Source organism: Nocardia sp. NPDC046473 (genome assembly GCF_040645995.1).
Classification (GTDB): domain Bacteria; phylum Actinomycetota; class Actinomycetes; order Mycobacteriales; family Mycobacteriaceae; genus Nocardia.
In genome coordinates, this window is the sequence record NZ_JBEYZJ010000003.1 from 531,633 (window position 1) to 557,777 (window position 26,145).

At 67.9% G+C, this 26,145-nt stretch carries 24 protein-coding genes; 11 read left to right on the forward strand and 13 right to left on the reverse strand.

What is annotated here, in order from left to right; all coding sequences use genetic code 11:
* Positions 1-118: 118 nt before the first annotated feature.
* Both ABZ942_RS12560 and ABZ942_RS12565 read left to right on the forward strand, forming a co-directional pair.
* On the forward strand, positions 119-1,750 hold the full coding sequence (locus ABZ942_RS12560) for an Ada metal-binding domain-containing protein (RefSeq protein WP_357381175.1): 1,632 nt from the start codon (positions 119-121) through the stop codon (positions 1,748-1,750).
* Positions 1,747-2,289 (forward strand): methylated-DNA--[protein]-cysteine S-methyltransferase, encoded by a 543-nt coding sequence (locus tag ABZ942_RS12565; RefSeq protein WP_357381177.1) that lies wholly within the window; start codon positions 1,747-1,749, stop codon positions 2,287-2,289. Before ABZ942_RS12560 ends, ABZ942_RS12565 begins: the two co-directional genes overlap by 4 nt.
* Positions 2,290-2,298: 9 nt before the next feature.
* Here ABZ942_RS12565 and ABZ942_RS12570 read toward each other — a convergent pair whose 3' ends face one another.
* Both ABZ942_RS12570 and ABZ942_RS12575 read right to left on the reverse strand, forming a co-directional pair.
* The gene (locus tag ABZ942_RS12570; protein WP_357381179.1) at positions 2,299-5,814 is read right to left on the reverse strand and encodes an AAA family ATPase; all 3,516 of its coding nucleotides are present in this window, start codon (positions 5,812-5,814) and stop codon (positions 2,299-2,301) included.
* A 73-nt stretch (positions 5,815-5,887) separates the two neighbouring features.
* Complete coding sequence (locus tag ABZ942_RS12575; protein WP_357381181.1) at positions 5,888-7,063, reverse strand: exonuclease SbcCD subunit D; 1,176 nt, start codon at positions 7,061-7,063, stop codon at positions 5,888-5,890.
* A 405-nt stretch (positions 7,064-7,468) separates the two neighbouring features.
* On the opposite strand from ABZ942_RS12575, the gene ABZ942_RS12580 reads away from it, so the two are divergent.
* Positions 7,469-8,626 (forward strand): DNA recombination protein RmuC, encoded by a 1,158-nt coding sequence (locus ABZ942_RS12580; RefSeq protein WP_357381182.1) that lies wholly within the window; start codon positions 7,469-7,471, stop codon positions 8,624-8,626.
* 58 nt (positions 8,627-8,684) lie between these two features.
* Positions 8,685-9,557: a DUF6542 domain-containing protein gene (locus ABZ942_RS12585; protein WP_357381184.1), complete on the forward strand. Its 873-nt coding sequence runs from the start codon at positions 8,685-8,687 to the stop codon at positions 9,555-9,557.
* Positions 9,558-9,568: 11 nt separating this feature from the next.
* On the opposite strand, the gene ABZ942_RS12590 is transcribed toward ABZ942_RS12585, so the two are convergent.
* Both ABZ942_RS12590 and ABZ942_RS12595 read right to left on the reverse strand, forming a co-directional pair.
* Complete coding sequence (locus ABZ942_RS12590) at positions 9,569-10,519, reverse strand: phosphotransferase (protein WP_357381186.1); 951 nt, start codon at positions 10,517-10,519, stop codon at positions 9,569-9,571.
* Between the two features lie 57 nt (positions 10,520-10,576).
* The gene (locus tag ABZ942_RS12595; RefSeq protein WP_357381188.1) at positions 10,577-11,590 is read right to left on the reverse strand and encodes a 4-hydroxy-3-methylbut-2-enyl diphosphate reductase; all 1,014 of its coding nucleotides are present in this window, start codon (positions 11,588-11,590) and stop codon (positions 10,577-10,579) included.
* Between the two features lie 166 nt (positions 11,591-11,756).
* Here ABZ942_RS12595 and ABZ942_RS12600 point away from each other — a divergent pair, with 166 nt between their 5' ends.
* The 4 genes from ABZ942_RS12600 to ABZ942_RS12615 all read left to right on the forward strand — a co-directional run bounded on the left by ABZ942_RS12600 (position 11,757) and on the right by ABZ942_RS12615 (position 14,369).
* Complete coding sequence (locus tag ABZ942_RS12600; RefSeq protein WP_357381190.1) at positions 11,757-12,395, forward strand: lipid droplet-associated protein; 639 nt, start codon at positions 11,757-11,759, stop codon at positions 12,393-12,395.
* On the forward strand, positions 12,392-13,741 hold the full coding sequence (xseA, locus tag ABZ942_RS12605; protein ID WP_357381192.1) for an exodeoxyribonuclease VII large subunit: 1,350 nt from the start codon (positions 12,392-12,394) through the stop codon (positions 13,739-13,741). Before ABZ942_RS12600 ends, xseA begins: the two co-directional genes overlap by 4 nt.
* A 71-nt stretch (positions 13,742-13,812) precedes the next feature.
* Positions 13,813-14,028 carry an exodeoxyribonuclease VII small subunit gene (locus tag ABZ942_RS12610; RefSeq protein ID WP_357381889.1) on the forward strand — a complete coding sequence of 72 codons (216 nt, stop codon included), beginning with the start codon at positions 13,813-13,815 and terminating at the stop codon, positions 14,026-14,028.
* Positions 14,025-14,369: a VOC family protein gene (locus ABZ942_RS12615; RefSeq protein WP_357381193.1), complete on the forward strand. Its 345-nt coding sequence runs from the start codon at positions 14,025-14,027 to the stop codon at positions 14,367-14,369. The genes ABZ942_RS12610 and ABZ942_RS12615 overlap by 4 nt, the downstream gene beginning before the upstream one ends.
* A gap of 4 nt (positions 14,370-14,373) precedes the next feature.
* On the opposite strand, the gene ABZ942_RS12620 is transcribed toward ABZ942_RS12615, so the two are convergent.
* A complete protein-coding gene (locus ABZ942_RS12620; RefSeq protein ID WP_357381194.1) occupies positions 14,374-14,943 on the reverse strand; it encodes a DUF4245 domain-containing protein in 570 nt (189 codons plus the stop codon).
* Between the two features lie 129 nt (positions 14,944-15,072).
* On the opposite strand from ABZ942_RS12620, the gene glpX reads away from it, so the two are divergent.
* Positions 15,073-16,116 carry a class II fructose-bisphosphatase gene (glpX, locus tag ABZ942_RS12625; protein WP_357381196.1) on the forward strand — a complete coding sequence of 348 codons (1,044 nt, stop codon included), beginning with the start codon at positions 15,073-15,075 and terminating at the stop codon, positions 16,114-16,116.
* Positions 16,117-16,352: 236 nt separating this feature from the next.
* Entirely contained in the window at positions 16,353-17,756 is a 1,404-nt protein-coding gene (locus tag ABZ942_RS12630; protein WP_357381198.1) for a class II fumarate hydratase, read from the forward strand.
* 345 nt (positions 17,757-18,101) lie between these two features.
* Here the strand turns inward: ABZ942_RS12630 and ABZ942_RS12635 are convergent, their stop codons facing one another.
* From ABZ942_RS12635 to ABZ942_RS12670, 8 genes are all read right to left on the reverse strand, one after another.
* Positions 18,102-18,956, reverse strand: a complete 855-nt coding sequence (locus ABZ942_RS12635) for an acyl-ACP desaturase (protein WP_357381200.1) — start codon at positions 18,954-18,956, stop codon at positions 18,102-18,104.
* Positions 18,957-19,054: 98 nt separating this feature from the next.
* Positions 19,055-19,600 (reverse strand): esterase, encoded by a 546-nt coding sequence (locus ABZ942_RS12640; protein WP_357381202.1) that lies wholly within the window; start codon positions 19,598-19,600, stop codon positions 19,055-19,057.
* A gap of 167 nt (positions 19,601-19,767) precedes the next feature.
* Positions 19,768-21,153, reverse strand: coding sequence for a PhoH family protein (locus tag ABZ942_RS12645; RefSeq protein ID WP_150402248.1), 1,386 nt, complete (start codon positions 21,151-21,153; stop codon positions 19,768-19,770).
* A gap of 431 nt (positions 21,154-21,584) precedes the next feature.
* A complete protein-coding gene (locus ABZ942_RS12650) occupies positions 21,585-22,769 on the reverse strand; it encodes a serine hydrolase domain-containing protein (RefSeq protein ID WP_357381204.1) in 1,185 nt (394 codons plus the stop codon).
* Positions 22,766-23,752, reverse strand: a complete 987-nt coding sequence (locus ABZ942_RS12655; protein WP_357381206.1) for a hypothetical protein — start codon at positions 23,750-23,752, stop codon at positions 22,766-22,768. Before ABZ942_RS12655 ends, ABZ942_RS12650 begins: the two co-directional genes overlap by 4 nt.
* Entirely contained in the window at positions 23,740-24,303 is a 564-nt protein-coding gene (locus ABZ942_RS12660; RefSeq protein WP_357381208.1) for a hypothetical protein, read from the reverse strand. The genes ABZ942_RS12655 and ABZ942_RS12660 overlap by 13 nt, the downstream gene beginning before the upstream one ends.
* A complete protein-coding gene (locus tag ABZ942_RS12665) occupies positions 24,287-24,691 on the reverse strand; it encodes a hypothetical protein (RefSeq protein WP_357381210.1) in 405 nt (134 codons plus the stop codon). The genes ABZ942_RS12660 and ABZ942_RS12665 overlap by 17 nt, the downstream gene beginning before the upstream one ends.
* Positions 24,688-25,410, reverse strand: coding sequence for a hypothetical protein (locus ABZ942_RS12670; protein ID WP_357381212.1), 723 nt, complete (start codon positions 25,408-25,410; stop codon positions 24,688-24,690). The genes ABZ942_RS12665 and ABZ942_RS12670 overlap by 4 nt, the downstream gene beginning before the upstream one ends.
* A 438-nt stretch (positions 25,411-25,848) precedes the next feature.
* Here ABZ942_RS12670 and ABZ942_RS12675 point away from each other — a divergent pair, with 438 nt between their 5' ends.
* Positions 25,849-26,121: a hypothetical protein gene (locus ABZ942_RS12675; RefSeq protein WP_357381214.1), complete on the forward strand. Its 273-nt coding sequence runs from the start codon at positions 25,849-25,851 to the stop codon at positions 26,119-26,121.
* Positions 26,122-26,145 lie beyond the last annotated feature (24 nt).

A 26,145-nucleotide genomic window follows, 5' to 3' on the forward strand; every position in this document is an offset into this window, starting at 1 on the left:
CACGGCGGAGCGACGCGATGAGGGCGCCGCTCCGCCCGCCGGGGTAGGGGCTGATCTGCGCGTTCGCGACTCCATCCGATGCGAACGAGGGGTGGTGGCAGATTTCCGCTAGCGGCGGATGGCCGCAGCTGACATTGTGGTTGGCGTGACGATCACGGCGTTGGATTTCGAGCGGTGCTACCGGGCGGTTTCGACCAGGGATTCCCGCTTCGACGGGCAGTTCTTCACCGCGGTGCGAACCACCGGAATCTATTGTCGCCCTTCGTGTCCGGCGATCACGCCGAAACGGGTCAACGTGTCGTTCCTGCCGACCGCGGCGGCCGCGCAGCAGGCAGGCTACCGCGCCTGCCGCCGGTGCCTGCCCGACGCGGCCCCCGGATCGCCGCTCTGGAACACCCGCGCCGACCTGGCCGCGCGCGCGATGCGGCTGATCGGCGACGGCGTGATCGAACGCGGCGGCGTCCCCGCGCTGGCCGCCACGCTCGGCTATTCGCAGCGGCAGCTGACCCGCGTGCTCACCACCGAACTCGGCGCAGGGCCGCTGGCGCTGGCCCGCGCGCACCGGGCGCATACCGCCCGACTATTGATCCAGACGACGGCAATGCCGATGTCGGACATCGCTTTCGCGGCCGGATTCGCCAGCATCCGCCAGTTCAACGACACGGTGCGCGAGGTGTTCGCGGTCAGCCCGACCACCATGCGGACCGAGGCGAACCGGGCGAAGTCCACCTCGAACGCGCGCCAGGTGCCCGCCGTCAACGGCACGCTGAGCCTGCGGTTGCCCTACCGCGAGCCGCTGGATCGGGCCTGGCTGGAGTGGTTCCTCTCCTCGCATGTGGCACCCGGTATGGAGCTGTGGGAGAACCGCGCCTACACCCGAAATCTGCGCACGCCGCACGGCCACGCGACGACCCGGCTCAGCTTCCAGCGCGACCACGTACGGGCCGAGCTGGCCCTGCACGACATGCGCGACCTGGCGCCAACAGTGGCGCGACTGCGGCACCTGCTCGACCTCGACGCCGACCCGATCGGCATCGACGAGGCGCTGGGTATCGCTCCGGGACAGCGGGTTTCGACACCGGAGCTGACCGACCCGGACACCACTCGGCTGCCGGACGCGGGCGCCGGATCACCACCGGACGCCGAACTCGACCCCTGCGATGGGCGACGGCCGGTCTTCTCCCCCGGCATTCGGGTGCCCGGCTGCCTGGACGGGCCGGAACTGTTGCTGCGCACCATGATCGGGCAGCAGATCTCGGTATCGGCGGCGGCGACGCACACGGCACGGCTGGTCGATGCGCTCGGCGATCGGGTCGACGGGCCGATCCCCCTGTTGTTCCCCACCCCGGCGGTGATCGCCGAGCGCGGTGCCGAGGTGCTCACCGGTCCGACGCGGCGGATTCGCTCGATCATCGGCGCGGCCGAGGCATTGGCGAGTGGCGAGCTCGCGTTGCATCAAGGTCGCACCGCCGCTGACCTGCGTCGCGACCTGCTGGCCCTGGACGGAGTCGGCCCGTGGACAGCCGACTACGTGACCATGCGCCTGCTCGCCGACCCGGACGTGCTGCTGAACACCGATCTGGTGGTCCGGCAGGGTGCCGCGGTGCTCGGCATCGACCTGTCCGACACCGCGCGTTGGGCGCCGTGGCGCTCTTATCTGTCCATGCATCTGTGGAAGGCGGCGCTGACCGATCGCGCCGCGCGAGCCAAGACCAAGCCAGCCTCATCGAAAGCGAGCGCCGAAGCATGAACGCCACCACCGTTGTTCGCCCGATCAAGCGCCAGATCGGGGTCACCACTGCGGATTTCGCGACCGTCGAGACGCCGATCGGACCGTTCACCGCGGTGGTCGACGCCGATGGGGCCGTGCTGGCCGCCGGTTGGACCGCCGACGTGGACGACCTGCACCCCGTGATCCACTCGACGTTGCGTCCGGCCGAACTGCGGCAACGGGATTCGCTCGGTGCGCTCACCCAGATCATCACCGCCTATCACGACGGTGATCTGACCGCGATCGATGACGTCCCGGTCCGTCAGCAGTCCGGCGAATTCCTCATGCACGCCTGGGAAGTCCTGCGCAAGGTGCCGGCAGGCGCACCGATCACCTACACCGAGTACGCCGCCCGCTCCGGTCGACCCGACGCCACCCGTGCCGCGGCCAACGCGTGCGCGCGCAACGCGGCGGCGCTGTTCGTGCCGTGCCACCGCATTTACCGCATCGGCGGGGCGCTCGGCGGGTTCCGCTGGGGTCTGCCGATCAAGCGCTGGCTGCTCGATCACGAGGCGTGATCGCCGCGCTCAGGCGACGGTGGCCTCGAGGTGGGAGCCGGTGCGGCCACGACGGACGTGCAGGCGGCTGGGGATGCGCTGGCGCATCTCATCGACGTGGCTGACGACGCCGACCACGCGGCCACCCGCGCGGAGTTCGTCGAGAACACCCATCACCGCATCGAGGGTGTCGGCGTCGAGGCCGCCGAAGCCCTCGTCGATGAAGAGGGTGTCGAGCACCAGGCCGCCGGATTCGGCGGCGACGGTGTCGGCCAGGCCGAGTGCCAAAGACAGGGAGGCCATGAAGGTTTCGCCGCCGGAGAGGGTTTTGGCGGGCCGGATGGCGCCGGTGTAATCGTCGCGGATGTCCAGGCCGAGACCGCCGCGGCGGCCGCGTGGGCCTGCCTTGTCGGAGTGTACGAATTCGTAACGGCCGCCGGACATTCGGCGCAGGCGTAGCGAACCCGCTTGGGCGACCTCTTCCAGGCGGGCCGCGAGCACATAAGAGCGCAGCGACATCCGGCGGTTGTTCTCGCCGCGGCCCGCCACCACCTCGGCGAGTCCGGCCAGTTCGTCATGGGTGCGTTGCAGCGGGGCGATGCGGTCCACCGCTGCCCAGAGTTGGCCGCCGAGGTCTTCCAGCAGACCGACCCGCCTGGTCGCCTCCGCGTGCACGGCGACGGCGCTGTTCAGCTGCGTTTGCGCGGCGGCGACGGCGGACTCGAGCTCGGTCAGGTCGCCGGGTTCGGTTGATGCGGCCGCTTGGATTTCCGGTTCTGCGAGAACGGCTTCCGCGTGTGCGCGGGTGCGGTCGGCGTTGGTCAGCTCGGCCTCGATGTCGGACTGGCGTTGCGAAGTGCGGCTCGCTGCGGTGACGACGCGCGCGTATGCGGTCAGTCGCGTCACGACATCCCGGGGTGCCTCGACCATTGCCGCTCGAGGTGCCGGTTCGGTGGCCGAGTCGTCAGCGGTCGCCGCATCGTCAGCGCGTGCGGTCGCCGCATCGCCGGTCGGCGTCGCGACCCGATTGCTCGATTCATTATTTGCCGCACCGGCCGTATGGCGCACTGCCGCCGCGCCGGCCGTTGCCTCAGCTCGCCGCTGCTTGTCTTCGTTCTCGGGTACGAAACCTGCGGCGCGGGCGAGGTTTTCGACGCGGTCGGCGATGACGGCGACCTGTTCGCGGGCTGCCGCAGCATCGGCGCGGGCCTCGCGGAGGGTGGTGGCGTCGGCGACGAGGGCGGTGAGGCGGGCGTAGCGGCGGTCGATGGTTTCGTCGGCGCCCGCCGCGGCCCGGAGGCGGTCGTTGAGCTCGGCGAGGCGGGTGGTCGCGGTGGCGACGTTCGCGGCGACGGTGCTTCGGCGCGAATCGGATTCGCGGAGTTCGTCGTGCAGGCGGGCCTCGTCGGTGCGCAGGCGGGTGAGTTCGGCGGTCAGGCCGTCGGCGAGGGCCGCCAATTCGGCGGTGTCCTCGTAGCGGTCGGTGGCGGTGCGGAGAGCGGCGGCCAGTTCGACCCGGTCGGCGTCGCCGCCGCGGGCGATGAGCGCCTCGATCTCACGTTCCAGGGTGGTGATTCGGGCCAGCACGCGGTCACGCGCGTCCTCGGCGGCGCGCTCGGCCGTCACCGCGGCCTCTTCGGCGTCCTTGGAGACGGCGGTGGCGGTGGGACGGGCGGGTGCCGGGTGATCGGCCGAGCCGCAGACCGTGCACGGCTGGCCGTCGGTCAGCCCATCGGCGAGTTCGGCGGCCATGCCTGCCAGCCTGCGCTCGCGCAGATCGAGGACGCGCTCCTTGGCGTCGTTGTGCGCGGCACGGGCCGTCTCGAACTCGACGCGGGCGTGGTCCAAACCTGTTTTGCGGGAGGCGAGTTCGACCGCGGCCGCGGCCGCGGTCTGTAACCGCTCGCATTCAGCGGTCAGGGTCGGCAGCGTGGCGGCAGCGTTCGTCGCCTCACGCAGGCGAGCCTCGAGAGTGGCGAGGGAGCCCGGGAGTTGTTCACGCAGCCGAGTCAGCTTGGTCACCTGGGTGTTGAGCGCCGCATCTTCGTCGCGCAGCCCCGCCAGCTCTCGGGTGAGCCGAGTGGCCGCGGTCGCATCGGCCCGCACCTCGTCCAGTCCGCCGATCTGCGCGCTCCAGCGCCTGATCGCGGCATCGATGTCGGCGTCGTCTCTGATAACCCGTTGGCCGCCGGAGCGGGCCACGGTTTCAGCCGCCCCCAGCCGATTGCGCTCAGTATCAGAACGATCCGCACGTAGCGGCCGGACACCCTGCTGCTGAGCGTCCGCGTGTGAGGCGGAAGTTCCCTCGGTAGCGCGGGTCGCCCCATTTTCGGCCGTCCTCGCGCGATTCGACTCGGTACCAGGGCGATTCGCACGTAGCGGCCGGACACCCGACGGCTCGGCATCATCGGTTGCCGCGCCGCTTGTCGCTGGATCAACGCTGTCTGCGTCCGCGTGCTCTACCCAGACCAACTCGACACCGCCGAGGTCGGCACCGGCGGGCTCGAGCAGGCGTGCGGCCAATTGGTGGCTGGCGGTGAGTGTTTCGGTGTCTTTGCGGCGCATCTGCATGACGGCGTCGCGGGCCTCATCGATGGCGGCAGCGACCGGCTCGGCGCGGCGGGCCAGTGCGAGTTCGGCCTGCAGGGCGGTGCGCTGGTCGGCCGAGGCGGCGTAGTCGTCGAGTTGCTTGCGGGCGGCGGACATGCGGCGGCGTAGCTCGTGCAGGCGGCGTTGCTCCTCGGCGAGCGTGCGCACGCGGCCCGACTCCTGTTGGCAGCGTTCGGCTTCCGACGCCGCAGCAGTCAGGTCGGTCCGCGCGGTGGCGAGCAGCTCCTGCGACCAGCCGACGGCCTCCAGCGGGCCGAGAGTTTCGGCCGCACCGGCCCCGGCCGCGACGCCGACCTGCGCGATCAGCCGGTCGATGCCTTGCTTGCGGGAATCGAGGTCGGCGGTGGAGGCGCGGCGCTTGTCCGCGAGCCATTGTTCGGCGCTGCCGAATCGTTCGGTGTCGAAAAGCTTTTCGAGCAGCTTCTCGCGATCTTCGTTGTCCGCCCGCAGGAATCGCGCGAAGTCGCCCTGCGGCAGCAGCACCACCTGGAAGAACTGATCGGCGCTCATGCCGAGCAGCCGGATGATCTCGTCGCCGATATCGGGTATCCGGGAGAGGTTTTCGCCGCGCCCGTCCAGCCAGGCCAGCGTCGCCTTGGCGGGGTCGGTGCGCATGCCGGTGCCGCGCAGCTTCGGGCGTTCGAATTCGGGAATGCGGGTCAGTCGCACCCGCCGTCCGCCGAGGGTGGCCTCCAGGATCACTTGCGGCGGAGTCTGTTCCGGCGCGTGATCGGAGTGCAGGCGCTTGCTTTCGCCGCGTGCGCCGGGGACCCGGCCGTAGAGCGCGAACGCGATCGCGTCGAGCACGGTGGTCTTGCCCGCGCCGGTCTGTCCGTGCAGCAGGAAGAGCCCGTCGGCGCCGAGCGCGTCGAAGTCGACGACCGTGGTTTCGGCGAACGGGCCGAAGGCGGTCATCTCCAGCTTGTGCAGCCTCATGCAGCCGCACCGTCCATCGTCGCGTGGCCACGACCGCCGTTCGGCGGCACGGGGCGCTCCGCTCGGCGCGCTCTCACGCCGAGAGTTCCGCTGCCGAGTCGGCCGTCAGCAGATGATCGGGTTCCGCGACGGCGGCGGCGAGTGCCCGCTCCAGCCAAGCCATTTCGCCCGCGCTCGGCACACCGCGAACGTCGGTGAGGAAGCTCTGCGCTACTTCGGTATCGCGACGGCCGTGCACCCGCTCACGGTAGCGCAGCTCCGGGTTGCCCTCCGGCCGCACCCACTCGACGTGCACCGCGTGCGGGAACCGTTCGCGCAGCTTGCGCATCGCGTCGACCGGGCGGGTCGAGTCGGTGAGCACCGCGGAAACGTAGTGCTCTTCGGCGGGCGCGTGGCTCGCGTCGGTGAGCAGTTCGTCGAGGGTTCCGGTGAGCTTGGTCAGCCCGCGCACCACGGGCAGGTCGCGCCGCTCGACCGAATGCAGTCCGGCGGCGTCGAGCTCGATGACCCACACCGCCTTGCGGTGCGAGCTCTCGGCGAACGAATACGGCAACGGCGAGCCACAATAGCGCACGGACTCCGACAGTGTCTGCGGGGAATGCAGGTGGCCGAGGGCGACATAGTCGATGCCGTCGAAGGCCGACATCGGCACCGTCTCCACGCCGCCGACCGAGATCGAGCGTTCCGAACCGGTCGCCTCGCCGCCGACGACGAAGGCGTGCGCGAGTACCACCGTGCGGGTGCCGTCCCGCCGGGCGATGTCGGCGCGGATCCGGCGCATGGCGGCGTCGAGGATGTCGGCATGCGAACGCGCCTGCGGCACACCGAGTTCCGCGCGGGTGATATCCGGCTCCAGGTACGGGATGCCGTAGAACGCCACGGGACCGTGCTCGTCGTCGAGCAGTACCGGTCGGTCGGCCTCGGCGACGGTGGTGCGCAGGTACAGCCCGCCCGCCGCCGCGAAGCTCGCGCCCGCGCCGAGTCGCGCGGGCGAGTCGTGGTTGCCGGAGGTGGCGACGATGCGGGCGCCAGCCGCACGGATGGCCTCGAAGCCGCGGTTGCACACGGCGATCGCGTCGGCGCTCGGAATGGATCGGTCGTACACGTCGCCGGGCAGCACCACCACCTCGACCGACTCCTCGGCCACCAGCTCGGCGATCGCGGCCAGCGAACGAGCCTGGTCGGCAAGCAGATCGACGCCGTGGAAGGTGCGCCCGATGTGCCAGTCCGAGGTGTGCAGCATCCGCATCCGCGAAACCGTAGGCCACCGCACCGACACAATTCAATTGCCGAGCCCGCCGTGTCGGATAGCCGTCGTTTTGTGCGGCGTGTCAGCGGTGATTCGTCCGGCACTCCGATGGCTATTCCGCGGCGTCCGCACATGCCGAGCGGCCGATCCGCGCTCGTCCTGTCGTCCGGCGCATAGTCCAACCGCGAGTGTGGTTTTCGGCGTCGCAGCGGGCAGCCCAACAGCCCCGGCGGTACCGGATCGATGGCCGCCGAGCGACGCGGGTCACGAATTCGGTTGCCGCGTCATGACTGACCGCGTCGCCCAGCGGCGTATGTACGGCTTGACCATTATGTTTGCCGACACGGCGCTGCGTAATTGCCGACTCGCGCGTTCTTGTCGGTGGGTTACGGCACTATCGGCGCTATGACCGCACCGATGCTCGTCGCACTGATGCTGGTGTTCGCCGCCGGGGTAGGGCTCGGCTGGCTCGGCCATGCCGCCCGGGCCGGGCAGCGGGCCGCGTCGGCGGAGGCGAGACTCGCGGCGGCCACCGACAACGAGCACCTGTTGCGGCAGTCGCTCACCGCGGCGAACGAGGATGCGGCGCGCAGGCATTCGCATGCGATCGGCGCCATGGTCGACCCGCTGCGCGATGCGGTCGGCGCGCTGAACCAGCACATCCAGCAGGTCGAACACCATCGGATCAACGCGTATTCGAGCCTGCGCGAGCAGGTCGCGGGCATGCAGCGCACCTCGCTGCAGCTCACCAGCCAGACCAGTCAGCTGGTCGCCGCGCTGCGGGCGCCGCAGGTGCGCGGGCGGTGGGGCGAGATCCAGCTGGAGCGGGTGGTCGAGCTGGCCGGGATGACCAGGCATGTCGACTTCGACACCCAGGTGACCCGCGCCGCCCGTGGCGACGGTGACGGTGACCGCACCGGCAACGTGCGCCCCGACCTTGTGGTGAATCTGTCCGGCGGCAGGCACATCGTGGTCGACGCCAAGGTGCCGTTCAGCGCCTATCTCGACGCGAGCATGGTCGACGATCCCGACATGCGAGCCGAGCACCTGACCAGGCACGCGAAACACCTGCGCGGGCACATCGACCAGCTGGCCGACAAGGCGTACTGGGCCGCGTTCGATCCGGCACCGGAATTCGTGGTGCTGTTCGTGCCCGGCGATCCGTTCCTGGATGCCGCGCTGACCACCGACTCGGGCTTGCTGGAGTACGCGTTCGGCCGGAACGTGATCCTCGCGACGCCGACCACGCTGATCGCGTTGTTGCGCACGGTCGCGTTCGGCTGGCGGCAGGAGGCGCTGTCCCGGGATATGGCGACGGTGCAGCAGTTGGGCAAGGAGTTGTACGCCCGGCTCGGCATGACGGGCAGGCATCTGGACCGGCTCGGCGCGCAACTCGGCAAGGCCGTCGACGCGTTCAACTACACGGTGGCCTCGGTGGAATCGCGGGTCATGGTCACCGCGCGCAAACTGCACGACCTGGAGATAGCGGAACAGGAGGTGCCGGCAATCCAGCGGGTTGATTCGTGGCCACGCGCGGTGGGCTTCGCCGACGCCGACGATTAGCCGGGACAACCGCCGTGCCATAACGCCGTCCGAGGCGTCGAAGGTTAGTGTTCATAATGTGGCTGCTTCCCAACGTGTGCGAACCCGGGTGCCCGCGCCGCAACGCTCGATACTGCCGACGGTCCCGGGTCTCCCGGTGGGCGCGGCTGTCCTGATCGCGGTTGCCTGCACGTTTCTGGGTTTCTTGATCGATGCGAACGGCGACAGTACCGACCTGACCGGTACCTTCGCCGCGCTATACGTCGTCGGTTGTGTCGCAGCCGTACTCACCGTCCGCTATCGCGGCCTGTTCACCACCATGGTGCTGCCGCCGCTGCTGCTGTTCATCGCCGTTCCGCTGGCCTACAAGCAGCTGACCGGCGTCGCGATGAGCTCGATCACCGAGATCCTGTTGAAACTGGCGGTCCCGCTGGTCGAGCGGTTCCCCACCATGTTCCTGGCCACCGCGCTGGTTCTGCTGATCGGCGGCGCGCGCATCGCGCTGCAGCGCCGCAGCGACGCCGCGGGCGGCGCGACCGAGTCCAAGCGCAGCGAAAGCTGGGGCCGGCCCGGCACCAAGCGCCCGCGCACCGGCCGGGCCGGTACCACCGGTCTCGCCGACTCGGCCCGCCGCCGCACCCGCCGCCCCAAGGACGACGCAGACGATCTGGACCCTGTCGAAGACGCCCCACGACCGTCCCGCCGGGCCGCCACTCCGGTGGCCGACGCCCCGCCGCGAGTCGCCGGCTCCGCCCGCCCCCGCGAGGGCCGCCCGGCCCCGCGCACCGGCGCCCGCCCCGCCGCGGCCGCCCCGCGCGCGGACGCCGAACCACCCCGCGGCAATCCCCCGCGCCGTCGCGGCGAAATGCCGCCCCCGCACCCTCAGCCCAATGTCCGCTACCGCGAACGCGATTCGAGCCGCACCGACCGCCGCAGGCCGGAAAACCTGTAGCTCTCGGGGCGTCAGTTACTGACGGCCCCGTAAAACGGCGTCGTTCGCCAGTTCTCGATGGCCGGTTTCAACGCCTCCCCGAGCATGGGCAGCTGCGGCACGAGCACGAGGCACGACAGCGTTTTGACCATGCCTACCGCGTTGATGAAGCGCATCACGCGCTGGTCCAACTGTCGCAGTCCGCGGCGCGCTGCCGCGGCGTTGTAGGCGGCCTCGCACTCGGGGCCGAGAAACGCCAGATCCCATTCGACCGGTCCGACGGTGGCCAGCTCGAAGTCGGCATACAACGCACCACTCGTGGTGCGGACAATATTGACCGCAGGCGAGTCCCCGTGGATCGGCTGTACACCGACGCCGGGGAACTCCGCCTCGAACGCCGCACGCGACCGGAGGACCGGTTCCAGGACCGCCCATTCACGCTGTGCACGGTCGAGATCAGCAGGGTCGATCAGATCGGGGCGTGCCGCGAGGGCGGCAAGACTCTCGGTGACCGTCGCCGGATCGGCCGAGGACAGGAACGGCAGCTCACCCGGGTAGTCACGAAGCGCGGCGTGCAGGTCGGCGACCAGGGCGCAGTTGTGCACGTAGTCGGGTTCGACGGTTGTGTCCTGCTCGACGAACTGCCAGAACGTCATCGAGAAACCGTTGCGCCGCACCGGTTCTCGCGGCACCAGCGGGCTCGGCGGAATCACCGGGGTGCCCTGTTCGGCGAGCCACGCCACCACATCGAGCTCTACCCGCTGGCGCGCGGCCTGGGTGTCCGGGTCAGCGGGCGAGGGCAGGACAGTCGGTACGCGGACCACCACCGGTGCTGGAGCAAGGTGCACGACAACGGAGAACACATCGTGCAGGATCACCGGGTCGAGCACCGTCAGTCCGAGGTCACGTCCCGCGGTGACGGCCGCATCGACCGCTCGCGACGTGCGGGTGGCGAGCTGGTCGGACGTCATGGCTGTTGGCATTCGGCGATGGTGCCAGGCCAGGCCGACGCAACGCGACGGATTTACGCGCGGACTCGTTTAACGCGCGCGGGTGGTGCGGAGTTCTCGGGGGAGGGCGAAGACGAGGGTTTCGTTGGCCGTGGTGACCGGCTGGACGTCGGCGTAGCCGTGCTCTTCCAGCATGTCCAGGACGCCGCGGACCAGGATCTCCGGGACCGAGGCGCCGGAGGTGATGCCGATGGTGCGGACGTCGGTGAGCCAGGCGGGGTCCACCTCGCGGGCATAGTCGACCAGGTAGGAGGCCTTGGCGCCGGCGTTGAGGGCGACCTCGACCAGGCGCACCGAGTTCGACGAGTTGCGCGAGCCGACGACGATCACCAGATCGCATTCGGGTGCCATCGCCTTGACCGCGACCTGACGGTTCTGGGTGGCGTAGCAGATGTCGTCGCTGGGCGGATCCTGCAGCGCGGGGAAACGCTCGCGCAGCCGCTGCACGGTCTCCATCGTCTCGTCGACGCTGAGCGTGGTTTGTGAGAGCCAAATCACTTTCGACTCGTCGCGCACGGTGACCTTGTCCACCGAGGCCGGGCCGTCCACCAGCTGCACGTGATCGGGTGCCTCGCCCGCCGTGCCCTCGACCTCCTCGTGGCCTTCGTGGCCGATCAGCAGGATGTCGTAGTCGTCGCGGGCGAACCGCTTCGCCTCCTGGTGCACCTTGGTGACCAGCGGGCAGGTGGCGTCGATGGTGTGCAGATTGCGTGCGGCGGCGGAGGTGTGCACCGCGGGCGAAACACCGTGCGCGGAGAACACGACCACCGAGCCCTCGGGCACCTCGTCGGTCTCGTTGACGAAGATGACGCCCTGCTCACGCAGTGTTTCCACGACGTGGCGGTTGTGCACGATCTCCTTGCGCACGTAGATCGGCGCACCGTGCTTTTCCAGCGTCTTCTCCACGGTTTCGACCGCTCGGTCCACGCCGGCGCAGTACCCACGCGGCTCCGCGAGCAGCACCCGCTTGCCGCCGACGGTATCGGCGGTTCCGGCACCCGACGAGCGGGCGATTCCGACGTTCAAGGGTATGGCCGTGGACATGCCGACAGCTTACGTGCGTGCACCGACTCCGCGCCGTCCGGGCATTGCGCCCGCGAACTGTCCGCGCGGCGGCGAGGCGCGCTCCGCGCCTGCGGTTCTATGCGCCAGAATCACTCCCGTGAGCCCCGACCTTTGCATAGCACACCATTTCGGGCAGGCTAGGACCATGTTTCGACCACCGTTCCTGGCCCGGGTAGCCGCCGGGGCCGCCGTATACGCCATTGAGGAAACTCGCCGGCTACCCACGGCCGCAATGAATTTGCCGATCACCGCCATCAGTCAGATGCTGCAGACGACGATGCACGTCCAGCAGTTCGTGACCAGCCTCGCACTCAAGGGCGACGCGGTTTTCGATCGATTGGGCAACGCTCCGGAAGAACAGCCGGAGTGGGCCACCTTCGACGAGGACCTCGACAGCGAGCAAACCCCGCACAGCGCGACGGCGCGCACCAGCCGTTTCGATCTGTACGCCACCGAAGAACCCGAATCGCCCTTCCCTGCCCGGGAAACCCCGGCCGAGCGCAACGGCCACGCGGTCGACTTCGTCGCCGACCCGGAAACCGCTGCGCCGGAACCAGAGCCGGAGATCGTCCGTGCGGAAGAACCCGCGCCGGCGATCGATGAGCCGGAAGTAGCCACCCGCTACGACTACGCCAACATGACCCTGGCTCAGCTGCGCGCCCGCCTGCGCATGCTGACCATCGAAGACCTCGCCGCGCTGCTGGACTACGAGCAGCAGACCCGCGCCAGGGCGCCGTTCGTGACCATGCTGACGAATCGGATCGCCACCGTGCGGGCCCAGTGACCGAACCCCGGACACCACCGTCGACGGTTGGCCGGGACACCCCCGGTCAACCCGAGCGCACCGACCAACCGCAGGGGCAGGCCGCGCCCGCGAATTCCGCCGAGCAGCCGTATCCGGTCCGCTCCGTCGCGATCAAGGTCGCGCAGTGGATCGATCGGCTCGGCAGCATCTGGGTCGAGGGGCAGATCACCCAGATCAATCTGCGGCCGGGCACCCGCACCGCGTTCCTGGTGCTGCGTGACACGTCCGCGGACATGTCGCTCTCGGTGACCTGTGACCCGGATCTGATCCGCAAGTCCCCGATCCCGTTGCAGGAGGGCAGCCGGGTCGTGGTCTACGGCAAACTGTCGTTCTTCACCGGCCGGGGCACCTTGTCCTTGCGCGTCATCGAGATTCGCCCGGTCGGCATCGGCGAGCTGCTCGCCCGCATCGAGCGGCTCAAGGCGCTGCTGGCCGCCGAGGGACTCTTCGATCCTCGGCTCAAGCGGCCGATCCCGTTCCTGCCCAAGACCATCGGCCTGATCACCGGCCGGGCCAGCGCCGCCGAGCGCGACGTGCTGACCGTGGCCAGAAATCGTTGGCCCGCAGTGCGTTTCGAGATCCGCAATACTGCGGTGCAGGGACCGACCGCGGTGTCGCAGATGCTGGAAGCGCTGGCGCAGCTCGACCGCGACCCGGCCGTCGAGGTGATCGTGCTCGCCCGCGGCGGCGGCAGCGTCGAGGATCTGCTGCCGTTCTCCGATGAGGCGCTCTGCCGCGCCATCGTCGCCGCCACCACCCCGATCGTGAGCGCGATCGGCCACGAGCCGGACAATCCGCTCAGCGATCTGGTCGCCGATCTGCGCGCCGCCACACCCACCGACGCCGCCAAGCGCGTTGTCCCCGACGCCGCCGCGGAATTGGCCGGTGTGCGCGATATGCGCGCCCGCTCCGCCGCCGCGTTGCGCGGCTGGGTGGATCGGGAAACCCGCGCGCTGACCCAGCTGCGCTCGCGTCCCGTGCTCGCCGACCCGCTGCGCGAAATCGACCGGCGCCGTGAGGAAATCGAGCGCCTGCGCGCCTCGGCCCGACGCACCGCCGAGCAGTTCATCCGCACCGAGGCCACCGCGACCAGGCACCTGCGCGAGAAGCTGACCGCGGTGGGTCCGGCCGCCACCCTGGCCCGTGGCTACGCTGTCGTGCAGCGCGTCGCGGGCACCGAACGACATGTGGTGCGCACGATCGAAGACGCACCCGCGGGCAGCCAGCTGCGCATCAGGGTCGCCGACGGCGCGGTAACCGCAGCCGCACTCGGCACCAAGGCACTTGGCGCACGACCCGAAGACACCGAAACAAGGAGGAGCTGACCTTGGCCGAGCCCGGCAGTTATCTACCCACCCCGTCGGCTCCGCCGCCTGCCGACCCCCGGGAGACCGAACTGGCCGAGATCGCCACCTTCGGCTACGAGCGCGCCCGCGACGAACTGGTCAATGTCGTGAAGATGCTCGAGCAGGGCGGTCTCGACCTGGACGAGTCACTTGCCCTGTGGGAGCGTGGGGAGGCGCTGGCCAATCGCTGCGAGGAACACCTGGCCGGTGCCAGAAAGCGCGTCGAGGACGCACTCTCGCGCACCGATCTCGAGGACGACAAATGACGATCCGCCGGGCCACGCCGGACATCCACACCACCGACATCGAGGGCAGCCGCGACTTCTACAAGTTGCTCGGCTTCGAAGAGGCGATGAACCTCGGCTGGGTCGTCACCATGGCCTCCCCGGACAACCCCACCGCCCAGGTGCTACTCGTCGGCCCCGGCGCGGAAAAACTACAGCCGAACATGAGCGTCGAGGTCGATGACGTGGACGCGGTGCACGCGGCGATGACCGCCGCGGGCGCCGACATCGTCTATCCGCTGACCGACGAGCAGTGGGGCGTGCGCCGCTTCTTCGTCCGCGATCCCAGCGGCACCATCGTCAACGTGGTCAGCCACCGCTAGCACATCAAGGCTTGCTGATCGGCTGCGCCGCGGTGATCGCCTGGGCCAGCGTGACGAACGAATCGCGCTGTCCGGCACCGGTGATGAGCACGCGCGACTGGCCGAGGTCGGCCACCCAAGCCGATTCCGAGCCGGGCTCGGCGTAGACGATCCATTTCTGGTCGCCGATCTGCTCGGTGCCGCTGGCGTAGCGGGAGCCGAGGACGAAGCGCGACATCGATTCCTCGGTCGCGTTGCTCTGGCTGAAGCGCATGTAGGAGCCGTGGCCAGTGATATAGCCAACAGTGCTGATCGGTCCGCCGCCGGTGCCGCTGACGTTCTCGCGGCTGCCGGAGTTCGGGGTCCAGTCACTGGGGACGGCCGGGTTCCGAATGGGGAACGGCAGGCTGCGCGCGTCCGAAGTCAACGCCGCCTTCACGTCGAAGTGCGGAATCTGTCCCTGCGTCGGACCCTTTGCGGCAAAGCTGCATTGGCTCGCGAGGCCTGCGAAAACCACGGCGATCAACACGAGCGGGATCAACGACCAGAACAGATCCCGGTAGTCGTTCATGATGCGTGGCTTTTGTGGGGACACGCACTCAGTATCCACTCGCGGGTCGGGTGCTCGAGCTCGCACCCCGCCCCAGCGAGCAGGGTGTACGCCCGTCTCAGTTCGAGTGAGACAATCGTCCGGTACGTACCAACGCACAGGAGGCACCCCGCAATGACGGCATCTTCCCCGACACCGAGCCGCCGCGAGGCGCCGGACCGCAACCTCGCGCTAGAGCTGGTCCGCGTCACCGAGGCCGGTGCGATGGCCGCTGGCCGGTGGGTCGGCCGCGGCGACAAGGAGGGGGGCGACGGCGCCGCCGTCGACGCGATGCGGCAGCTGGTGAACTCGGTGTCCATGCGCGGCGTCGTTGTCATCGGCGAGGGCGAGAAGGACGAAGCGCCCATGCTGTACAACGGCGAACTGGTCGGTGACGGCACCGGCCCCGAGGTCGACTTCGCGGTGGACCCGGTCGACGGCACCACGCTGATGTCGAAGGGCTCCCCCGGCGCTATCGCGGTGCTCGCGGTCGCCCAGCGTGGCGCCATGTTCGACCCGTCCGCGGTGTTCTACATGAGCAAGATCGCGGTGGGCCCGGACGCCGCCGACGTGATCGATATCTCCGTGCCGATCGGCGAGAACATCCGCCGGGTCGCCAAGGCCAAGAGCCTGTCGAAGTCGGATCTGACCGTCTGCATCCTGGACCGGCCCCGGCACGCCGGGCTGATCCAGGAGGTCCGCGACGCCGGCGCGCGCATCCGGCTGATCTCCGACGGTGACGTCGCGGGCGCCATCGCCGCGGCCCGTCCCGATTCCGGCACCGACATCCTGGTCGGCGTCGGCGGCACGCCCGAGGGCATCATCGCCGCCGCGGCCATGCGCTGTATGGGCGGCGAACTGCAGGGCATGCTCGCCCCCACCGACGACGACGAACGGCAGAAGGCGATCGACGCGGGCCATGATCTGGACCGCGTGCTCACCACCGAGGACCTGGTGGCCGGCGACAACGTCTTCTTCTGCGCGACCGGCGTCACCGACGGCGATCTGCTGCGCGGCGTCCGCTACTACGGCGGCGGCGCGTCCACCCAGTCGATCGTGATGCGCTCCAAGTCCGGCACGGTCCGGATGATCGACGCCTACCACCGCCTCACCAAGCTCCGCGAGTACTCCTCGGTCGATTTCATCGGCGACGAGCACGCCGTTCCCCCGCTCCCCTGATCCGACCGAAGGCGCCCTTCACTCGGCCGGCCCGACCGACGGTCCCCCTCGGTCGGGCTGTCGGTTCGACCGAAGGGCGCCTTCGTTGGGGCAGACGGGATGAGGGACACATTCGGTCCGATTGTGGCGCGCAGGCTTTCTTGCCTGCGCGTCTTTCTTATTCCGGGCGTGGCGTGTGCGAATCACTACAGGCGTGGCAGCCCCACGGCACCTTGGTGCGGCATAGGGTCGAAACCATGACGGAGGAGACGCAGTACCGCATCGAGCACGACACTATGGGCGAAGTCCGGGTTCCGGTGGACGCGCTGTGGCGGGCACAGACCCAGCGGGCCGTGGAGAACTTCCCGATCAGCGGACGCGGCCTGGAGCGCGCGCAGATCCGCGCGCTCGGCCTGCTGAAAGCCGCCTGCGCCAAGGTGAATCGGGACCTCGGCCTGCTCGACCCGGCCAAGGCCGACGCCATCATCGGCGCGGCGAACGAGATCGCCGAGGGCAAGCACGACGAGCAGTTCCCGATCGACGTGTTCCAGACCGGCTCGGGCACCAGCTCGAACATGAACGCCAACGAGGTGATCGCCTCGATCGCCAAGGCGAACGGCGTCGCGGTACACCCGAACGACGACGTGAACATGTCGCAGTCGTCCAACGACACCTTCCCCACCGCCGTGCATCTGGCCGCCACCGAGGCGGTCATCACCGACCTGGTGCCCGCGCTGGACCACCTGCGGCTTGCCCTGCAGGACAAGTCGACCGAGTGGCGGACCGTGGTCAAGTCGGGCCGCACCCATCTGATGGACGCGGTGCCGGTGACGCTCGGGCAGGAGTTCGGCGGCTACACCCGCCAGATCGCCGCGAGCATCGACCGCCTGATGGCGACGCTGCCGCGCCTCGGTGAGCTGCCCATCGGCGGCACGGCCGTCGGCACCGGTCTCAACGCGCCTGATGGTTTCGGCGGGAAGGTCGTCGCGGAGCTGGTTCGTTCGACCGGTCTCGACGCGCTGCGCGAGGCGGCGGATCACTTCGAGGCGCAGGCGGCGCGGGACGGGCTGGTCGAGGCGTCGGGTGCGGTACGGACCGTAGCGGTGAGCCTCACCAAGATCGCCAACGACATTCGCTGGATGGGCTCGGGACCGCTGACCGGTCTCGGCGAGCTCCAGCTGCCCGATCTGCAGCCCGGCAGTTCGATCATGCCCGGCAAGGTCAATCCGGTACTGCCCGAGGCGGTTACGCAGGTCGCGGCACAGGTGATCGGTAATGACGCCGCGGTCGCGTTCGGCGGCGCGAACGGCGCCTTCGAGCTGAATGTCTATATCCCGGTGATGGCACGCAATCTGCTCGAGTCGATTCGCTTGCTGGCCAATGTCTCTCGATTGTTCGCCGATAGGTGTGTGCGCGGCCTGGTCGCCAATGTCGATCACCTGCGCACGTTGGCGGAATCGTCGCCGTCCATTGTGACGCCGTTGAATTCGGCAATCGGCTACGAAGAAGCGGCTGCTGTCGCCAAGGAAGCGTTGAAGCAGAAGAAGACAATTCGACAGACGGTTATCGATCGCGGCCTGCTCGATGAAAAGCTCACCGAGGCAGAACTCGACCGGCGGCTGGACGTGCTGTCGATGGCGAAGGTCAAAGACGTTGATTAGCAACTAGTTTCGACGCTACGTCGGGCGTCACGTTGCACACCCTCATGGTCCAACGTGACGCCCGAACGAGCGTGTGCGCGGGTATGTCAGCCGAAGTCGGCATACCCGCGCCGGGCATCACAAAAAGATGCCGAGTGCGGCAAGGAACGCAGACGCGCCGACACCGACTAGTGCGACGAGGCCAGCAACAATTGCAGCGATCATGATTCTTTCCTTTCTTGCTTCCGCAGATTGCGGATGTACTCAGCTAATCGCGAGCAATGCCGCGTGTGTTTCATCACACTTTCGCGGCGCAAGAAAGAAAATCCGGTCGGCGCGGAAAACCACGCGCCGACCGGGAGTAATTCAGCGCAGATACGCGAGTTCTTCGCGAGCCTTTTCGCCCGCTTCACCCAGATCGGTCCGCGTGAAGACGTTCCACCGCTGCAGCAGCGGCTTGAACACCAGCTCGTCCTGCTTGGCCGGATCGTAGATCCCGGCCTCGGCGAGCACGTCGTCGCTGTTGCGCCCGTCGGCCAGCGTCACCGAGGGCACCACGAAGCCCGCCACCTGGTCGGCGATGGCACGCATCGCCTGATCGGGCGCCAGGTTCAGGCCCGCCTCGACCAGCTCGGCGAACACGACCGCCTGCAGCTCGTCGTCGACCGCGATGCGCTCGGCGATCGCGGTGACCATCGGGCTCTCGCCCAACGCGGCGGTGTTGCGGTGCCGGATCGCGGCGGCGAGCTCCTCGAACGCGCAGGCGGCCAGCACGTCGAGCAGGTGCATGCCGGGGCGCCGGAAGCCGGTGGTCATGTTGTCCATCCGCATCCGCTCCAGCGCGACCGGGTCCACCGCCCTGGTCGTCATGAGGAAATTGCGGATCAGGATCTCGTGGCGGTTCTCCTCGGCGGTCCACCGGCCGACCCAGCGCCACCACGCGCCGGTGCGCAGGTATTTGCCGAGCTCGCGGTGATACGAGGGCAGGTTGTCCGCGATCAGCACGCTGACGGTCAACGCGGTCTTGGCGACGTCGCTGAGCTCGGACTGCTCCGGCGCCCAGTCGGTGCCGTGCAGGAACGCGAAGTTGCGGCCGTCGTCCCACGGCACGAAGTCGTGCGGCTGCCATCCGTCGGCGGCGTCGATGTGACGACGCAGAATGGATTCCACGTCCAGCGCGAGGGATTCGAGCAACTCGCGATCGGTCAAGAGAGTTTGCACCTAGACAACCTAGCGGTTGAGCCCGTGATACGGGGATTTTTGGAATGAGACTGGACGGGCGTCCGGGACCGGTCGGGGCGTCCCGGACGCCGCACCGACTACTGCTTCGGGGTGACCGTCGTCTTGCCGTCGACCCAGGTGATGGTGCCGCCGGAGAAGTCGCTCTCCTTGCCGCCCGCGATGTCCTTCTCGTCGCTGGTCGGGTAGCCGAGCTTGCCCATGGCGCCGCCGTTGTCTTCCCACGCCTTGCGGATCTCGCCCCAGACGATGTGCGCTTCGCCGTCCTTGGCCTTGTACACCGTGCCGCCGACGAAGTCCTGGTAATGGCCGTCCTCGGGGCCGGACTCCTGCGCCTCCAGCGGAGCGCCCAGCGCGCCGGCCGGACCGCCGGACTGCACGTACTTGTCGAAAATCGCACCGGAGACCGTGAGGTCACCGCGCTGTGTGGCGATCTTGGTCTCCTCCGCGGCACTCGAGGCGTGCTCCTCGCCGTGCTGCATCGCGGCCGCGGTGGTGGTGATCGAGGCCGCCGCGTTGTTGTCGTTCTTGTCGTCGTCCTTGCTGCAGCCGGCGACGATCAGGCCTGCTGCGGCGAGCAGGGCGGTGTATCCAGCCGTTCGTCGAGCGAAGTGGTGCATTTCCATCCTCTCGAAAGTGGCTACGAGACGTCGCCGACTCGGTGACGCCGCTGGCAGCCTAGGCCGATGTTCAGCAATGACCCGGCGAATCCACCAGGGACACGCCGGGTCATACCGAACAGCTATCGCAGGGATATTACCCGGCGATTGTGAGCGGAAACACACCACCCAACTCAGGCGTTGGGGCCGTACTCCTCCAGCATCTCGGTCACGAGCGCCGCGATCGGCGAGCGCTCACTGCGGGTCAGCGTGATGTGAGCAAACAACGGGTGACCCTTGAGCTTCTCGATCACCGCGGCGACACCGTCGTGCCGGCCGACGCGCAGGTTGTCCCGCTGGGCCACGTCGTGGGTGAGCACCACGCGTGAACCGGTGCCGAGCCGGCTCAGCACCGTGAGCAGCACGTTGCGTTCCAGCGACTGGGCCTCGTCGACAATCACGAACGAGTCGTGCAGCGACCGACCGCGAATGTGGGTGAGCGGCAACACCTCCAGCATGTCGCGGGCGAGCACCTCCTCCATCACCTCGCGGCTGGCCAGCCCGTCGAGCGTGTCGAAGACCGCCTGGGCCCACGGACCCATTTTCTCGCTCTCACTACCGGGCAGGTAGCCGAGCTCCTGGCCGCCGACCGCGTAGAGCGGACGGAAGACCACCACCTTTCGCTGAGTTCGCCGCTCCAGCACCGCCTCCAGGCCCGCGGTCAACGCGAGCGCGGATTTGCCGGTGCCCGCCCGGCCGCCGAGCGAGACGATGCCGATGCTCTCGTCCAGCAACAGATCCAACGCGATGCGCTGCTCGGCGGATCGGCCGTGCAGGCCGAACGCCTCGCGTTCGCGCACCAGCTGCACCCGCTTGTCCGGGGTGACCCGGCCGAGTGCGCTGGAGCTGCTGCCCAACAGCCGGATTCCGGTGTGGCAGGGCAGTTCCCGGGCGTCATCGATATCGAGGACGGAATCGGAGTAGAGCTGGTCGATCTGCGCAGTGCTGACGTCGAGTTCCACCATTCCGGACCAGCCGGATGTAACGACGTCCTGTGCGTGGTATTCGTCGGCTTGCAAGCCCACCGCACTCGCTTTGACCCGCAGCGGAATGTCCTTGGACACCAGCACCACCTGGCGGCCCTCGGCCGCCAGATTCAGTGCGCAGGCCAGGATTCGGGAATCATTGGTGTCGGTGCGGAAGCCGACCGGAAGGACCGCGGGATCGGTGTGGTTCAGTTCCACCTGCAGCGTTCCACCCTCGGTGCCGATCGGCACCTGCTGATCCAGCCTGCCGTGCTGCAGGCGAAGATCGTCCAGGTTGCGCAGGGCTTCCCGCGCGAACCAGCCCAGTTCATGGTGATGCCGTTTGCCTTCGAGTTCGCTGATGACGACCAGCGGTAGCACCACGTCGTGTTCGCCGAACCGGGTGAAAGCCCAAGGATCGGACAAAAGGACCGACGTGTCGATGACGAAGGTATCGGCCGGGGAATGCGAGGGGTGTGCCCCCTTCGCGGCGGTTCCGCCTTTCGCGGAACGGGATTGCGCCGAGGGAGCGGGAACGGAGCGTGAAGCAGTCACGGTGGGCTCCTCTTTGTCCGCGCGGCACCCGCACGAACGATCTCGCTGGACCGGTCCGTCCTGATGGGACCTGACGTTGCCGTCAGATGCCACGAGGGCCGGGTGCCGGCCCCCTCGTACTGATCAACTCAGTCACGGTCAGGACCTCCCGTACGAGCCACACCGCCGCGGCCCGCACCATCGACGCTACCGCCGAACTACGGTTCCCCGCTCCCGCACAGGTAGGCGTGTCCGTGAATTTGTCGTTAACCCGGAAACACCCAGCCATCCCTACCCCGCGCCGGCCCTCGCCAAACCGGCCGGCGCGGGGTAATCCCCCAGCCCAACGGCACCTTCGCACCTGCCGGTCACGCCCGGCGGCGATTCGTCGCGGCCGCAGCGACGTGACCAGCATCATTGCCGCATCACCCGCGACAAGTAGGTGCAGCTCGCTAGGCGAGCGCCTCGTGTAGCGCTGCGGTCCAGGGCAGCCACCGTGGATCCGGGGCTTCCGGGTTGGCGCCGTTCATATTGGTGCAGGTGTAAGCGACGGCGATGCCGGACTCGGGGTGCGCGTAGCTGATTCGTCCGCCGGTACCGGGGTTTCCGAACGATCCGTCGCCGAGCATGGGGCGTGCGGGCCGGTTGTTCTCGTAGCCGTAGGCGATGCGCTGCGTCACCGGGATCACGTCGAAGGGTGCCGGTGAGCGCAGCCCGTCGGTTTGGGTCTGCCTGGCCCGTTCCATGGTTTCCGGTGCGAGCAGCCGGATGCCGTCGACCTCACCGATGGTGGCCGCGTACAGCCGGGCCAGTGAGCGCGCGTTGCCGATCGCGTTGCCGGACGGGATCTCGGCCGCATGCCCCGCGCGGGTGTTCAGCATCTCGATGCCGTCTTCCCTGGTCGCCAAGGTTGCGAGAGTCGCGCGAACCAGACGTCCGCTGACATCGATCCCCATCTTCACCAGAACCGCCTCGATATCGGCCGGTCCGAGCCAGCGCTCGCGGGTGAACTGCGGAGCGACGCGGTACTCCTCGCGTTCCGGCAGACCGATCCACAGGCTCAGCCCCAGCGGCCCAGCAACTTCCGCGGCCAGGAAGTCGCCGACACTCTTTCCGGTGACGCGCCGGACCAGCTCACCGGCGAGGTAGCCGAGGGTGAGGGAGTGGTAGTAGAACGCGGTTCCGGGTTGCCACAGCGGGGACATCGACTCCAGCGCGGCGACACACGTCGACCAGTCGTTCATCTCGTCCGGGCCGATCCCGGATTCCGCGTCGAAACTGGACAGGCCGGCGCGGTGGGACAGCACGTCGGCGACGGTGATGTCGGCCTTGCCATTGGCAGCGAACTCCGGCCAGTAGTCGCGCACCGGGGCGTCGAGGTCGAGCTGTCCGCGTTCGACCAGCATGTGCACACAGGTCGCGGTCACGCCCTTGGATACCGACATCAGTACCACCAAGGATTCCGCGTCCCAAGACATCTGGGAGATCGGGTCCTGTCCGGCCCAGAGGTCGACCACCGGCCGCCCGTGCCGATAGACGCACAGCTGCGCCCCGCCTTCGTCCTCGGCCTGGGCTTGCCCGAAGGCGTCGCGCACCGCCTCGAACCCGGGCTCGACAGATCCTTGCACTGACGTCACAACGCCTCCTGGCTGGTCAAGATGGAACTTCTCCTCGTTTGATGCTGGTGGTCGGCGAGCTCGATCTGCAGCCGGTACGCCGCCTCGTGCGAGCGTGCGGCGGCCCAGCAGACCCTGCGGGTGGGACGGAATTCGTAGGTTTGGTCCAGCACCACGTCCGGACTCGCGGTGCGCGCGTCCATCCACGCGCCGCCGTAGCGTCGCAACAGCTGGTAGCGGATGATCCGGTCTTTCCAGATGTACCAGGCGTAGGTGGCCGCCGACGACGCTGCCGCCACCATGGCGGCGAGCCCGATGGAATTCGAGATGGTCACCGCATTGTGGTGCAAAAAAGAGTCGGAGTTATTGTATTTCAGCGCAAGGTTCAGCACCTTGTGGCAGCAGTAGATGAATCCGAGAGTGAAGGTTGCCGCCATTCCGGCGAGTGCGCGCGCGAATGGACCGCGGCGAACCCATAGAGCCTCGCGAATCATTAAACTGCTGCTGACCAAAGTGCTGATGGCGAGTGGTGCGATAAATGCCGTCCAATAGGCAATTACCGGGCCGGTTACCGCAAACTGATTCGACATGAACGACGTGGGCGTATCGGCCATCGGAGTGCGCAGGAACGTCACTGTCATCGCGATGACGATCAGCGCTGCGGCAACGATTTGGGCTCGCACGGGCACTCTTCGGCCGGTTATGTACGAACTGAATGCGACTATCGGTATGGCGGCTAGGGCCCCGAATGTCATACCGGCCAGGGACATGATGTTCGCGACACCGGTCAACTGCCGCAAGACCGGGTTTATCAGGTCGTCGGTGATGTGCGGAACCCGGAACAGCTTCCCGAGACCGAGACAGAGCAGGAGCTGCGTGAAGGGATTGAGAATTCCGGTGAACTCGCGGTTTCGATTCCGAGAGTCGGACCGGATTCGATGAGCGGCCAGTAGGAGCAGCAGAATCGGTATGAGTGCACCGATGGCAATTTTCACGTCGACCATCCGAATATCGCGGCAGCCCGCTCCAGCATGAGTCGCCTGCTCGGCGTGAGGGACTTATCAGGGAAGAGTGGTCGCCGCAGCGGCTCCGCGGCCTGCATCAACAGCGTGGCGAACCATTCGGCCTGCCGCTCGAGGGGAGTATCGAAATGTGAGCGCAGGCAGGCTTGTTGAGTCATGAGGCGCTGGATGACGACATCCGGGATCGACGGCGTGGTCCGGCGATAGTATTCCAAGCGTTGTTCAGGTGATATCTCGTGCCCGAGCACGATATGCCCGATCTCGTGTGCGATGATGCCTTCGCGCTCCACGGGGGAGATTTCCGAGCGGACCCTGATGTGATCCTTGCCGGGGAGCGGAATCCAGATGCCCGAAAAGTCCTGGCTCTCGTACTCGCCGAGGCCGTCCACGATTTCGATCGGGCGATCCCGTTGGAGACTCAGTTCTTCGATGAAACGTTCTATCGACCAAGGTCTTCGCAGTGTCAGGCCGGCGATGGCTCGCTCGGCGGCGACTTTGTCCGAGTCCACCGTCTCGTTATTCGATTGATCCAAGGTAGTTCGTTAACTCCTGAACAGAGGCGTCACCCAGATGATCACTACTGGGACGTAACGCTATAAAGGGAATGTTCTTGTCGCGTTGCGTAATGAGCAGGGTCAGATGTAGATAGGTCGAATAGTAGTCGTCAGGGTTGTCGGAGAGGAAACTTCCCGGCATATCGAAGTACCCGGCCAGCTTTTCGAGCAGATCCTGCTGCGGACGCCGCGCACCCGATCGACGAAGCGCATCGATATCCGCCGCCGAGACCGGACGACGCAGCTCCTCGGAAATCCTGTTCGCGACAACTGCGGAACTGACTTCGTTCCTGTCGGCATCGATGATGGTGGCGAACAGTTGATTCACCCGTTGCTCCAATGGAATCGATCGACTGTCCTCACTCACTGGTGACCGCCCCTTTCGCTCAGTCGAACGTGCTGAAGCTTAGACCGCCACCGGCTCGTGAACGTTGCCACGTGAGCGGGGTCCAGGTCAGCAGCCCGACCGGCGAGCCAACGCCGATACAGTTGGTCCTCGAGGTCGGCCCCGGTCGCGGTGGGAGGCGCCGATAGATACTGCCCGTAGGCCAGTTCGATGAACGCCGGAAGAGCACGTCCCGGCCCGCCGACCCGCTCGAGCACCTCCGTCGCATGGGCCGCCGCGACCTTGCCGACGGCGATGCCCAGTTGCTCTCTGATCGCGTGCGCGGCCGCGGCCGCCGCCTCGGACAGGTCGGGTCGAGCACAGAATTGGTCGTACGCCTCGGCTGCCGCGACGAGACTCTGCACCACGCTCACATCGACCGTCACCGCACGAAAGGTCAGCGGGTTACTCGCCGGCCCGTCCGGGTCAGCTACTTGCGGTGTGTCCGCCAGCGCCTCGAGCTCGCCACCGTTCAGCGCACGAGCCGCGCTGCCGGGCACCATGCGAAGGCTGTTGTCGAGGCCGCGCAACGTTTTCGGGCGGGGCGGCGCGGTGTCGGGTCCCGGATCCTCGATTCTGGCCAGGGTCGTGTCGGCGGGGCCGCCGGCGTCGTGGACATCGTCGCGCGTCATGTTCAGCCACATACGCCGAGCCTTGATCAGTCGGCCGAAGCGCTTCTGCTGAGCATGAGTCACCGCCACGACCAGCACCCCTTACCGGAATTCACTGCCGTCGACCTCCTGCGCCCCCGTCGAAACTGACCTGGAAGCAGCATAGACCGGTCATGAGCTTTGCTATAAGGTCGGTGTCCAGGCAGCATAGCTTCGATACTGGTGGCTTATGATGCTTTTATGTTGCTCAAGCCAACGACACGGCAGCACGGGGGTACCGAAAGCACTGCGACACAATGCGAACCATTCCCGACGGGGTGTCCACACCCCCGACGGTGACCAGCACCGACACGGCATGTGACCAGCGCGGCATCCATGGAGGGGAATGCCGCGACGATCGAGTCGTGCCGGGACTGGGTTCGGCCGGCATGCGGACCGAGGGGTGTCCGCAAGCCGGTGGGGCTGCGCTCGCCGACCCGAACGGCCGGGTCGGCGCGGGCGGTCGGCGGCGCCCGTTAGAGTCGCGGTATGGCCGGTAACGAGGACCTGGAGAAGCTGTCGTCTAAGGAACTGCACGATCGGGCGGTGAAGCTGGCCGTGCGGCACGGGGACGTGAAGTTCCTGTGGCGGCTGCTCACGTCGATCCCGGCGGCCGAGGCCGCCGCGGGCAACCTCGGCGAAAGCGAGGCGGACATCAAATATGTGCTGCCGATGCTCGACGACTACATCCACGCGGGCGACGGTGAGATCGCCGAGGTGTTGCGGCCGTTCTACCTGGACTACCTGAACGAGCACAACTGATCGCCGACGAAAAGTCCTCGAACC